This is a genomic window from Achromobacter sp. (assembly GCF_032113835.1).
Classification (GTDB): domain Bacteria; phylum Pseudomonadota; class Gammaproteobacteria; order Burkholderiales; family Burkholderiaceae_B; genus Achromobacter.
The window spans coordinates 52,897-66,820 of record NZ_DAMCTG010000004.1 but is presented as its reverse complement, the minus strand read 5'-3'; the positions used below and the strand labels follow the sequence as shown (position 1 = coordinate 66,820).

At 66.8% G+C, this 13,924-nt stretch carries 4 protein-coding genes; all 4 read left to right on the top strand.

Annotated features, from left to right (window positions below):
• Positions 1–128 precede the first annotated feature (128 nt).
• A complete protein-coding gene (locus tag RT697_RS02875) occupies positions 129–7,181 on the top strand; it encodes an autotransporter outer membrane beta-barrel domain-containing protein (RefSeq protein ID WP_313696904.1) in 7,053 nt (2,350 codons plus the stop codon).
• A 93-nt stretch (positions 7,182–7,274) separates the two neighbouring features.
• The gene (locus tag RT697_RS02870; protein ID WP_313696903.1) at positions 7,275–8,222 is read left to right on the top strand and encodes a sensor domain-containing diguanylate cyclase; all 948 of its coding nucleotides are present in this window, start codon (positions 7,275–7,277) and stop codon (positions 8,220–8,222) included.
• 184 nt (positions 8,223–8,406) lie between these two features.
• On the top strand, positions 8,407–10,203 hold the full coding sequence (locus RT697_RS02865) for a methyl-accepting chemotaxis protein (RefSeq protein ID WP_313696902.1): 1,797 nt from the start codon (positions 8,407–8,409) through the stop codon (positions 10,201–10,203).
• Positions 10,204–10,470: 267 nt separating this feature from the next.
• The gene (locus RT697_RS02860; RefSeq protein ID WP_313696901.1) at positions 10,471–13,818 is read left to right on the top strand and encodes an AAA domain-containing protein; all 3,348 of its coding nucleotides are present in this window, start codon (positions 10,471–10,473) and stop codon (positions 13,816–13,818) included.
• Positions 13,819–13,924 lie beyond the last annotated feature (106 nt).

Sequence of the window (13,924 nt, the reverse complement as noted above, 5' to 3'; positions counted from 1 at the left end):
GCCCTCGAGGCGCACCGGACGCATCTACGACTAAAGACGGATGTGCTCCGGACGAATTGCCCGTATGGTTCGACCTTTTTGCCTAAGCAACCCATGCGCATCACGGGGGGCAAACTGGATACAGCCGTATGACTCACAGCGCCTCGCCCTTTCAACTCACTCAACTTGCCGCCGCGATCGCGGGGGTGCTGCTGACTGGCACAGCCACGGCACAGTTGACGTGTCCGCCGGGGGGCAACGGCACCCTGACTTGCAGCTTCTCCGATCAGTACTGGAGCCCGGTGACCGTGACACCCCCCAGCGGGTTCAATTCACCGGTACCCGTGATGAACGTCACGACGAGTTCTCCCATCAGTGCCGGCGTGAACGCGAACACGTCCGCGGGCCTGTCCGTCCTGGCCTTTGGCGATCCCGGCAACACGAACAGCCTGAACGGCTATAGCGCGGCCGGGCTGACCGTGAACAACAGCGGCAGTGTCACCCTGTCGTCCAGCGGCCCCCTCTACACCAACGGCAACCTCTACGGCATCCTGGCGCAGATGCGCGGCGGCGACGCCGCCTCGTCCAGCAACGACGAGAACGGCGGCGGCGGCGGCAATGCCGGCACCACCTCGGTCGTCACGCTGAACAACACCGGGGCGGTGAACATGACGCAGTTGTCGGCGGTCACGACCCCTGGCGGCGCCGCGCTGGCAGCCCTGAGCCAGGGCGGCGCGGGCGCAAGCACCGACGACGATCACAACCCCTACGGCCCCGGCGGGCAATCGGCTGGCGCGCATATCACCAACTCGGGCGCCATCACGGCCATGCTCATGGGCACGGGCCGGTTCGCAGGCATCCAGGCGGCCAGCAACGGCGGCTACGGCGCATTGCAGTACAACGGCGGCGGGAACTACGGCGGCGGCGCGGGAAATGTCTCGATCGTGAATAGCGGCCAGGTGGCTGTGAACTGGACCTGGGCAAACGGCAGCGCGGGCAGCAACGCGGGCCTCTACGGCATCCTGGCGGAATCGCACGGCGGCAACGGCGGAGAAAGCTACGTAAAAGGACTGGGCAACGGCGGGGCCGGCGGCAACGCGACCAGCGCGGTCGTCACGCTGCAAGGCGGATCCGTCACGGTCAACCAGACCGGCACGCCGCCGGTCGCCGGCGCGGGGGTCGCGGCCATCCTGCTGGGCGGCGACGGCGGCAACGGGATGGCCGATGAAGACGGCACGCTCGGCGGCAACGCGGGCAACGCGGGCTCGATCACGTCGGGCGCGCCGCCCTCGTCGGCGTCCGTGCAGATCAACAATACCGGCACCAGCGTCGCCACCGCCGGCAGCAAGCTGCCCGCATTGCGGCTATGGGCCCAGGGCGGCGCAGGCGCGGGCCAATTCAACCAGGGCAGCTATCACGATCGTAATGGCGGCGTCGGCGGTATTGCCGGCGACGCCAGCCTGTCGGTCACCGCGGCCGGCACGACGGTGGCGTTGTCGACCAATGGCGACAACTCGCCGGGCGTGCAGACGCTGCAGCAAGGCGGCGCAGGCGGTGCGGGCGGCTCGTACAGCGGGGATGCCGCGGGCTTTGGCAGCAGCAATTCGGGCAATGGCGGGTGGGGCGGCAGCGTGGGAAGCCTGGCGCTGCAACTGGCCGGCTCCAGCGCCGCGCCCATCAACATCACGACGACGGGCGCGCAATCGCATGGCATCTACAGCGTGTTGCAAGGCGGGCTCGGCGCGGACGGCGCCGCCTTGTCCGGCACGATTGCCGGCGGCCAGGGCGGCAGCGGCGGCGCGGGCGGCTCGACCGGCGCCATGACAATGAATCTACAAGGCACACGGATTGCCACGCAAGGCGCCACGGCCATCGGCATCCTGGCGCAAAGCCTGGGCAACAACGGCGGCGACGGCGGCAGCACCACCTTGACCGTGGCGCTGGGATCCAACGGCGGCAACGGCGGGTCGACCGGAAACATCAACATCACGACCGACGCGGCCTCCTCCATCGTCACGCAGGGGGTGAACGCGGCTGGGATCGTCGCGCAGACGGCCAGCGGCACCGGGGGCCTTTCCGGGGCAACCGCCGGCCAGGTGACGGGCTCGTCGGGCAACGGCGGCTCCGGCGGCAATGCCGGTTCGATCACCGTCAACAACGCGGCCACGATCCATACCGGCGGCACCGAGGCCATCGGGCTGCTCGCACAATCGCTGGCCGGCGGCGGCGGCGCGGGTGGCGACGGCTCGGGCATCTTCTTCAGCGAAGGCGGCTCGGGCGGGTCGGGCGGCATCGCGGGCGCGATATCCGTCTCCAACGCCGGCGCGATCGTCACGCAGGGCGACCTGGCGATGGGCGTCCTGGCGCAGTCCATCGGCGGCAGCGGCGGCCTGGCCGGCAGTGCGGCCGGCGTGGGGGTGTCGCTGGGTGGCGACACGACCTCGAGTAGCGATCAATCCAACGGCAGCGCGGTCACCGTCAACGGCCTCGCGTCGGGATCGATCACCACCAGCGGCGCTTCGGCCTTGGGCGTATTGGCGCAATCCATCGGCGGCGGCGGTGGCGCAGGCGGGGCCTCGCAGGGCTGGTTCAGCCTGGGCGGTAAAGGCGGCCAGGGCGGCAACGGCGGCACGGTGGCCGGCAGTCTCCAGAATTTCCTTATCCAGACCGCGGGCGACAACGCCCACGGCTATGTCGGGCAGTCCATCGGCGGCGGCGGCGGCAATGCCGGCAACGCCAGCAGCACCGGCATCGCCGCCTCGGTCGCCATCGGACAGTCGGGCGGCAGCGGCGGCAACGGCAATGGGGTCGGCATCAACCTGGCCAATTCCAGCATCGTCACGCAAGGCACCAAGGCGGCGGGCCTGATCGCACAATCCGTCGGCGGCGGCGGCGGCGTCGGCGGCCGCGCCTTCGGCACCTCCGTCGGTCCGGCGTTCACCGGCACCGTCGCCATCGGCGGCCAGGGCGGGACGGGCGGCAACGGCGGGCAAGTCAACGCGCAACTGGTCGGCAGCAGCATCAAGACGGCGCAAGTGCCGCAGTTGACGGGCGTGGGATGCTCGCCCGCGCCCTGCGCTGCCACCAATCTTCTGCCGGTGGACGCCTTCGGCGCGGTCATCCAGAGCATTGGCGGCGGCGGCGGGCTGGGCGGCAACGCCACGGCCAACGCCGTGACCATCGCCATCCCGGTTACCCCCAATGGCTCGCAGATCTCGATCGCGACCGCCGTGTCGCTGGGCGGCAAGGGCGGCATCGCCGGAGACGGCCAATACGCCACGTTCGCCGCGTCGCAAGGCTCACAGATCACCACTGCCGGCCAGGGATCGCACGGCGTGCTGATCCAGAGCATCGGCGGCGGCGGCGGCGCGGGCGGCGACTCGTCGTCGCTGGCCGCCTCGCTGGGCTACGGCGAGCTCGAAAACACGACGTCGCTGTCCATCGATACGTCCGTCTCATTAGGCGGAAGCGGCGGCGCGGCCGGCAATGGCGGGCCCGTCTGGACGGCGGTCGGCGGTTTGGTCAACGTCGCCAACAATGCGGCCACCTTCACGGCCGATGCCGCGTCCAGCCCGCGCAGCAGCATCACGACCTACGGCGATTTCGCCAACGGCATCACCGCGCAGTCCATCGGCGGCGGCGGCGGCAATGCCGGATTCGGCAGCGCCAACACGCAGAACTTCGGCACCGGCACCAACTTCTCGCCATCGTTCGCGCTGGGCGGCACGGGCTCGGGCGGCGGTAACGGCAACACCGTGGCCGTGCAGATCATGCCGGCCGGCCTGGTGCAGACCTGGGGCTCGGGCGCCATCGGCGTGCTGGCGCAAAGCATCGGCGGCGGCGGCGGCGCGTCGCAGGGCGGCTCGTTCACCGTGTCCGGCGCCACCGGCAACAAAGGCGGCAGCGTGTCGTTCAAGACCGGCAGCAACGGCGGCGCGGGCGGCCAGGGCGCAGCGGTCGACGTGACCGTTGGCGGGGCCATCGTCACCGCGGGCGCCGATGCGCCGGGCGTGCAGGCGCAGTCCATCGGCGGCGGCGGCGGCCAGGCGGGAGCGGCCGGGTCCGACGCGTCCTTCGACAATCCCATCCTCGGCACCCTGGACGCACGCGCGTCCGCCAGCGACGTCGCCAAGACCATCTACAACTGGACGCAGGGCACCCCCCCCACCGGCACGCTGCATTTCCAGGCGAGCCTGTCTTTTGGCGGCGAAGGCGGGCCGGGCAATACCGGCGGCGCAGTGGGTCTTGCCATGCAGCCGGGCGCGCTGATCCAGACCGCAGGCGACTTTTCCACCGGCATGTTCGCGCAAAGCGTGGGAGGCGGTGGCGGCAAGGGCGGATCGGCGTTCGCGACCGGCACGGGGTGGATCGACCCGAAGGTCCTGGACCTGAACACCAACATCACGATGGGCGGCAGCGGCGGCATCGGCGCCGATGGCGGCGCCGTCACCACCTCGCTGGACGGCGGATCCATCTCGACCCAAGGCTTCGCCGCAGCCGGCATCTACACGCAAAGCGTGGGCGGCGGCGGCGGCCACGGCGCAAGCGGGTCCGACGGCTTTGTCGGCACGCTGGCGCTTGGCATTGCCGGCGGCGGCACGGGCGGCGGCGGCGGTTCGGGCGGCGCGGTATCCCTGAACACCAGCGGCGCGGCCACGCAGATCACCACGACGGGCGAGGCCGGCTTTGGCGCCGTGCTGCAGTCGGTCGGCGGCGGCGGCGGCTTTGCCGGCGCAGGCACCAGCGCAAGAATCAGCGTGGCGGACGACACCATCCCCGCCTTCCAGATGGAAGTCAGCAGCGGCGTCAACCAGAGCCAGGGCCAGGGCGGCACGGTCACGGTCAACGACGTGAGCGGGCTGCTGATCACGACCTCCGGCAACAACGCTTACGGCCTGGTCGGCCAGAGCGTCGGCGGCGCGGGCGGCATGATCATCAACTCGCAGAATCAGCAGCGTCCGCAGGGAATCTCGACGTCGATCACCGGCGCCCAAGGCTACGGCGCGGTGTCGGGCGGCGCGGTGAACATCACTCTCGCGTCGCAAAGCCGCATCCAGACCAGCGGCACCGGCGCGCACGGCGTCATCGCGCAGTCGGTGGGCGCAGGCGGCGGCATCATCGGACTGCCCGGCACCGGCGCGGCGCTGGTCGTGGACCCCAGCCAATCGACCATGATCACGGCGGGCTTCGGCGCCGGCGGCGCGGTCAACGTCAACGCCAACGGCACGGTCGCCGTCAGCGGCCCGGGCGCCATCGGCATCCTGGCGCAAAGCGTGAACGGCGCGGGCGGCCTGGTGCTGACCGCGGACGGCCAATCGGTCTACGCGGGCGGCAGCGTCGCCCCCTACGGCAACAACCTGGACAGCGGCACGGTCCACGTCACGGTCGGCCAAGGCGGCGTCGTCTCGGCAACGGGCGCCAACGGCTTCGGCATCTTCGCGCAGAGCGCCAACGCCGACACCGGCGCGACCGTCACGGTCGCCGGCCAGGTCAGCGGCGGCACCGCCACCAACGGCGCCGGCGTATGGATCGACGGCAATCAGGCCGGCACAATGGTGGTCGACGCGACTGGCTCCGTGTCCGGCAATGGCGGCACCGCCATCCAGGCCACCGGCGCCACGCTGGGCGTGACCAACAACGGCACGGTCGCCGGATCCGTCAACCTGAACGGCGGCGCCATGAACAACAACGGCAGCTACATCGCCGGCGCTCAGTTCGTGGGCGATTCACTGACCAACACCGGCCTGATCGCGCTGGGCGGCACGCAAGGCGCGTCGCTGGGCACCGCCCGCACGCGCTTTGCCGGCACCACGCTGATCGGTACGCTGACGCAGACCGCCACGGGCGTGCTGCAGGCGGGCGCCGATTTCAACGTGATGGACGTGGACACGCTGACCGTCAACGGTCCCGCGACGCTGGCTGGCGGCATGATGATCGCGCCGCGCGCCCTCATGCCCAATCGCGAACTGTCGGTCCTGACCGTCAACGGCCCACGCACGGGCACCCTGACCGGCGTCGATTCGCCTGTCTTCGACTACGAAACCCGGCAGTTCGGCAATACCACCCGCATCCATGTCGCAGGCGCCGATTTCAATGCCGGCTCGATGCAGCTCAAGCGCAATCAATCCCGCATCGCCACGCACCTGCAGCGCACGTGGGACCAAGGCGGCGCGGCCGCGCTGTCCGGCCTGTACGCGGTGCTGGATACCGCCTCCCGCAACGGCGCGCGCGCCTATCAGGACCGGGTGTCGGATCTGTCTCCAGGCGTGGCGCTGGCGCCCGCCGCGCAGATGCAGTTCGGCATGGCGCGCTTCTCCAACGCCATGATGTCGTGCCCGACCTTCGCCGGCAGCGGCTCGCTGACCCGCGAGCAGAACTGCCTGTGGGGCGAAGTCACCGCCCGCCGCACCAACCAGGACGCTGCAAACGGCTCGTCCGGCTTCTCTTACGACAGCCAGACCTACCAGTTCGGCGGACAGCGCGAAGTAGCTCCCAACTGGTATCTGGGCGGCTCGATGGCCTACCAGAACACCCGTGTCCGGGGCGACGACCGCCGGGTCAGCGGCTCGGGCGATTCGGGCTACGCGGGCGTCGTGCTCAAGCGGCAGGCCGGCCCGTGGACGTTCTCGGGCGCGCTGGGCGGCGGTTATGGTTCGTACGACCTGACCCGCAACCTGGCCATCGCCAACTTCGACAACGAAGCGACAAGCTCCCCCAATGTCTACAGCTTCGGCGCCCGCCTGCGCGCGGCCCGTACGTTCGACCAGGGCAACTTCTACCTCAAGCCGTACGCCGACCTGACCGCCAGCTACTCGCGCATGGCCGGCTACAGCGAATCGGGCGATGCATTGCGCCTGAAGGTGGACAGCAGCGACCAATTCGTCCTTGGCCTGGCGCCCACCCTGGAAATCGGCGGTCGCGTCGACCTGCCGCAGGGCGCGATGATGCGGCCGTTTGCCTACGCGGGCGTCTCGTTCCTGTCGGAAGACGGCTGGGAGACCACCGCCCGCCTGCAAGGCGCGTCGTCCAGCGCCGGCAAATTCACCACCCGCATGCCCACCGACAACGTCATCGGCCGCGTCGGGGCGGGCTTGCAGGTGGCCAGCGCCGGCAAGGTGGACTTCCGCCTTCAGTACGACGGCGAGTTCGCGTCGCGCGGCTCCAGCCACTCTGGGTCGTTGAAGCTGGCGGTGCCGTTCTAGTCAACCTGACCGCAAACTGTCATCGAGCAGGTTCCCGTCGCCGCCCGCTTCGGGCTACAGTGCTCGTTCCTCGGAATCCCGGAAGGATCAAGCATGGCTGACGACAGTACGCTTCTCAACGACAGCGCGGTGTACAGGACTTTGCTGGAATCGACCAAGGCGATCCCCTGGAAGATCGACTGGGCCACGATGAAATTCGCCTACATCGGCCCCCAGATCGAGGCGCTGCTGGGCTGGAGCACCGATAGCTGGGTCACCGTCGAGGACTGGGCGATGCGCATGCATCCCGAGGATCGCGAGTACGTGGTGAATTTCTGCGTCTCGCAATCCCAGGCCGGCGTCGACCACGAGGCCGACTACCGCGCGTTGACCAAGGACAACGGCTATGTGTGGATCCGCGACGTGGTGCATGTGGTGCGCACGGAAAGCGGCGAGCCCGAGGCCCTGATCGGTTTCATGTTCGACATCACCGAACGCAAGAAAACCGAAGAAAAGCTGCTAAGCCTGCAGAAGGAACTGGAGGTGCTGTCCTTCAAGGACGGCCTGACCAACATCGCCAACCGGCGGCGCTTCGACAGCAGTTTCGATCTGGAATGGGAACGCGCCCGCAGCGAGGGCCAGCCCTTGTCGGTATTGCTTTTCGACGTCGACTTCTTCAAGCAGTACAACGACCTGTATGGCCACACCCAGGGCGACAAGTGCCTGATCGAAATCGCCGAAACGCTGAGCCTGGCGCTGGATGGTCCGCGCGATTTTGTCGCGCGCTACGGCGGTGAGGAATTCGTCGTGCTGCTGCCCGAAGCCGATGCCGAGGTGGCGCGGAAGGTGGCCGAACGCTGCCAGCGCCAGCTTCAGAAAAAAGCCATCGTGCATGCGCTGTCGCCGCACGGAAGGCGCATCACGGTCAGCGTCGGCGCGGGCACCGTGGTTCCGGCAGGCAATGCCACGCGCGCGGACTTCATCAAGGCCGTGGACCAACAGCTGTATCTGGCCAAGGCCAACGGACGCAACCGCATAGAACACGTGCAGTGGGCCTCATAGCGCCTCGTGCGGACGCGGCCGTTTCGACCCGCCGACTACAAAAAATCCCGCATATCGGAACTGGCGGCCGAGCGCCGAGGCCAATCCGGCTTTTTCGCCCGCAATTCCCCGTATTGCACCGCAACATGATGTGCTGTAGTGCCCGGGTGGAGGGCGCATTCCGCGCCCCCGTCGCGTGCCCATCATGTCCAAACTCAGAAATCTCTCTCTCCGGAGCAGCCTGACCGCACTGGTGCTGTTCTTCATCGTGATGCTGGTGGCCGTTGGCGCCATCGCCATGCAGCAGCTCTGGAGCATCAGCCAGAAGCAGCGCGCCATGTACACGGAAACCGTCATGCCGCTGCGCGTCGTCGTCGACGCCGCCCGCCAAGGCGCCACGCACTTCCGGCGCATGTATGTCTATATCTGGAACACCGATCCGCAAGGCCGCCAGAACGAACTGCGCCTGAACGAAGAATCCGAAAAGTCCGTGTTGCAGGCACGTGACCGTCTGCAGCAAGAGCAGGATCCAGCCCTGCGCGCGCTCGGCGGCAAGCTGGCCGACACCTGGACGCGCTACAAGGCGGCGGTCAACGACGTCAAAGGCCTGGCCGACCGCAACGACCCGACCGCGATGACCGTCCTGCACAAGGATTCGGCCGAGCTGCACGTTGCGGCGCGCAACATCTTGATGGAGGCGGCCAAGCGCCAGGAAGAATTGGCCCGCCTCGATACCGAAGACGCCGCCGCGGCAGTCGAACGCACGTTCTGGACGCTGACCGCGCTGATCGTGCTGTGCGCGCTGATCGGCAGCGTCCTGGGTCTTGGCCTGGTGCGTTCCGTAATGCGTCGTCTGGGCGGCGAACCCGCCTACGCCGCGCAGATCGCCCAGGAAGTCGCAAAGGGCAACCTGGCAGTGCGCGTGCAGCGCCGCGAAGGCGACCAGACCAGCGTGCTGGCCAACATGGACGCCATGCGCGCCAACCTGGCGCAACTCGTGAGCCAGGTGCGCCAGTCCAGTGAATCCATCGCCACGGGCGCCACGCAGATCTCGTCCGGCAACGCCGACCTCAGCCAGCGCACCGAAGAACAGGCCGCCAACGTCGAAGAGACCGCGGCCTCGATGGAAGAGATGAATTCCGCGGTGAAGCAGAATCTGGAGTCCGTGCAGATGGCCGGCAGCCTGGCCGGCTCGGCCAGCGAAGCCGCCGCGCGCGGCGGCGAAGTGGTCGGCAACGTGGTCAGCACCATGGACGCCATCTCGGCCAGCTCGCGCAAGATCGTCGACATCATTGCCGTCATCGACTCCATCGCCTTCCAGACCAACATCCTCGCCCTGAACGCCGCCGTCGAAGCGGCCCGCGCGGGCGAACAGGGCCGCGGCTTTGCCGTCGTGGCCAGCGAAGTGCGCGCACTGGCTCAACGCAGCGCCAGCGCCGCCAAGGAGATCAAGCAACTGATCAGCGATAGCGTCGGCAACGTCGAAGCCGGTTCGAATCTGGTGGGCGAAGCTGGAAGCACCATGAACGACATCGTGACGCAGGTGCGCCGCGTTGCCGACCTGATCGCCGAAATCGGCGCCGCCGCGCACGAGCAGGGACAAGGCATCTCGCAAGTGGGCGATGCCATCAACCAGCTCGACCAGACCACCCAGCAAAACGCCGCGCTGGTGGAAGAATCGGCCGCCGCCGCGCATAGTTTGAATTCGCAGGCGGCGACGCTGGTGAAGCTGGTCAGCGTCTTCCGCCTTGCGGAAGATGAAGCGCCGCGTTTGATGGCACAGCCGCAAGTGGCTCAGGTGCGGGAAGTGCAGTCTGTCGCCGCCCAGCCCGCAAAGCCGCAACGCGCGCTGGCCAAGCCGGCGTCTTCCCGTGCGGCTGCAGGCAAGCCGGCGGACGGGCGCCGCGCCGAAGCCAAGCCCGCCCCGCAAGCCAGGGGTCCGCTGCGCGTTCCGGGCGACCACAAGCCCGCGCAGTCGAATGATGATTGGGAAAGCTTCTGATCGATAGACGGTGACACCGCGCGCAGCATCGGCACGAGCCGCCTGCGCTTTCACAGGCAGATCGGGCCTGTCATCCATTGGGATGGCAGGCCCGATTTGCGTTTGGGTCTCCTAGCAATCGCGCATTCCCCCTGGAGTCCGGCGAGATGAGGGTACTGCAGTTACTATTGGCAACAACCATCCTTTCGAACGCTCTGGCAGGGGCGCTCGCTCTTTGTTCATTGGCCGCCGTCATTCCGGCCAGCAGCCAAGCCTTACTGAAGATCCGTGCAGACCGATACCATTTTTCGATTCTGGCGCGCCATCGAAGCGTGCATTCCACAAAAAATTGAGCGAACCGACGCTTGCCACCCAGCGAGGCCGTCCTACAAGATTCCTCAAGTCGTCGCTCAACTCCCATGGGCTTATCCGCGCCATCTGACCAAGCGCATCGACCGCGACAAGATGTGGCGCTACACGCTGGAGTGCGGGCTGTACGACATCAGCAAGCTATGCCAACAGATCGAGGAAAGGATCGGCGCGCATGAAGACGTCTTCGGCGAAAGCCGCCCCGCCGGAGAAGGCCGGCTCTTCGATCTGAGCTTCGACGAAGACGGCTACCCGCTCGCACAGAGCTTCACGTTGTCGCTTGCGTGTTGGTCCGCCGGTCAAATTCTGCACTACCGCGACGGCATCGCCGTGTTGGAAAGCGGAGGGCTGACCGATCCCAGCACCCTGCCTCCCCCCGAAGAAGGCACGCCGGTTCCGCAAACGGGATTCCACGCGTTCGACGTGCTTAGCGGGCGTCTCACGCAATGGCTCATGAACGAGGCGAGCCGACTGCGTCAGGAGGAAACGCCACCCGGCCAATCGTGGTTCGATGCGTTGACACTGTGGGTGGCGAACTACTGCCTGCTCCCGCAGGACTTGATCCAGCCCACTTATGTCGCGAGGTGCAGCCAGATCAAGCGCCCCAAAAAAGACGAAAACCCAAACACGCCCGATAATGCCGCCGCCCAGCCCGACGGATTGCTCAACAGTTTCTTCGTGGGCGACCTCAAGACCCTGTCTGACGCTTGGGAACAGGGACGCTATGGCCCGGGCCTGCGCGAATACATCGGTAACGCCGCGCGCGATCAGAGCGCAAGGGTGGATGTCCGCAGCGAGACGGGCGTACAGGCCGCGTTTGACGCGCTACGCCCCGCTTGCATGCCGCAAGGTAGCTGGCCCTCCGAGTTTCCGCTCGCCTTCAGCCAACAGTTGGCCGTCAACGAGTTATGGCGAAAACTCGGGAACGCTTCCGGAATTTTCGCGGTCAATGGACCACCGGGAACTGGAAAGACGACATTGCTGCGCGACGTCGTTGCCGCCGTCGTCACCGCCCGCGCGGCGAGCCTAGTTGCAGCTGGCGAGACCGCGTTTGGCGTCAAGCAGACCACCAAGCTTGGCAACACCTCGCTTAGCCACTACACCCTGCACCCATCGTTGTGCGGCCACGCCATCGTGGTGGCGTCGGCAAACAATGGCGCCGTCGAGAACATCTCTCTCGAACTGCCCGGCATCAACGCAGTCCCCCAAAGCGTTGCCGACACCTTATCCACACCCACCCAAGCCTATCCGGACTACTACGCCAGGCTGGCCACGAGCGTACTGGGTAAAAGCGCCTGGGGACTGCTCGCGGCCCGAATGGGGTCGAAAAACAACCGCTCACAGTTCATGACCCGGTTCTGGTGGAAAAAGCCAGACCCTACCAAGGACGCCCCGCGCTCGAATGCCGACGAGCTCCCCTTTTCCTATGATGACGAAGGACTGCGCTATCACCTCGAACGCATCCGAGACCAACGCCGCATGCCGGTGCTGAGCTGGGAATCCGCGGTAGCCGGCTTTCGCTCCGCGCAGACCAAAGAGAACCGGCTTCGGCAGGCGTTGATTGACGCCAGCTCCTTGCGCGCGAATGCCGACGACCTGAAGGCGCTTGCAGCGCAACTGAGCGATACCGCAAGCCGTGGTACGGAAGCGCTGGAGCCAATCCGGCGCGAGCTTGAGAACATCGAACAAGCTCAAACCGGCAAGAAACAGGAGCTCGGTGAGCTTTCCGGCCACCTTGACGCCGCCAGCCGAAACCTCGAACGGCACGATGCCGCCAAGCCGGGATTTCTGATTTGGCTTTCCACTTTGGGCCGAGCGCATCGGCAGTGGTGGAACCAGCGCCTGATCCTCGCGGACATCCATGCCAAGGCGGAGACCACCCACACCCGTGCCAATGGCGACCTGCGCAGTCTGACGGCCAAACACAAGGCGGCCGATGCCCGCATCAGCAAAGCGGAAAGCGAGGTAGCTCAGGCACGCAGTGCGCACGCCCAAGCGGTTTCAGACGCCGACCAGGCGCAGCGCCGGCTGGAACAGGCGCAGCAAGCGCTCGGCACTGCCTGGCCCATGTATCACGCGGACGACGCCGTCCGCGAACTTTCCTCGCCATGGTCGACGACTGACTGGCGGCAAGCGCGCCAGGAATTGTTCCTCGCCGCATTGGCGGTACACCGGGCCTTCATCGAACGGCACCCCACCCAGATGCTTGCCAATTTGGGGCTGGCTTCGGATTGGCTGGCGGGCAAGCACATGCCCGAAGCAATGGCGCAACAGGCGCTGGACAGTCTCTGCCTTGTCGTCCCCGTGCTTTCAACCACGTTCGCGTCCATGCCTCGCATGTTCAAGCAGGTATCCAGCGAAGCCATTGGCTGGCTGCTGATCGATGAAGCCGGCCAAGCGCTTCCCCAGCAGGCGGCGGGCGCGATCTGGCGCGCGCGACGCATCGTGGTCGTGGGAGATCCCAACCAGCTTGAACCCGTGCTCGCGCTGCCCGTTGGGCTGGAAGGCGCGCTCGCCAAGCACTTCGGCGTAAATAAGACCTGGTGGCCCAGCGACAGCTCTGCCCAGCGCCTGGCCGATCAGACCATGTCCATGGGCACTTGGCTGCCCGACGAAGCCATGGAGAAAATCTGGGTTGGCTCCCCGCTGCGCGTACACCGCCGCTGCGACGATCCCATGTTCTCGATCAGCAACCAGATCGCCTACGACGGCCTGATGGTGCAGGGAAAGGCCGTTAAGCAAAAGCCCTATCCGGCATGCCACTGGATCGACGTGCGTTCTGACACAAGTGAAGGCAACTGGATTCCGAACGAAGGGAGCGCGGCAACCGAGCTGGTGCGCCAATTGACGGAGCAGGAAGGCGTTCCTGCGGGCGACATCTTTTTGATTTCCCCCTTCAAGGACTGCGCAAGAAAGCTGTCTGAACTAGCTACCAAATTCGGCCTCGATTCCAAAAAGACCGGCACCATCCACACAACTCAAGGCAAGGAAGCTGACGTGGTCATCCTGGTCTTGGGTGGCAATCCGCAGCGCCACGGCGCCAAGGATTGGGCTGCGCAAAAGCCCAACCTGCTCAATGTCGCGGTCAGCCGAGCCAAAAGCCGCCTGTATGTCGTGGGCGACAGGCAAGCCTGGAGTCAAAGGCGACATTTTTCGGTGCTTGCGGAAAAAATTCCGGGCGTCTCCAGCGCGTTAGCGACTCACGACGTTGGTGTTTCCCCACCACCCGCGCGCTTTCGCTTCAGTTTCAGGAACGCATCGGAGTAGCGAAGATTTCCAACGCCAGGGCACGTATCCCCACGTTGCAAATCGAAGCGATCTCGCCCGCCCCCCTCACCTATGCTGACCTCTCCGGCCCACGCGGCCGCCTTTC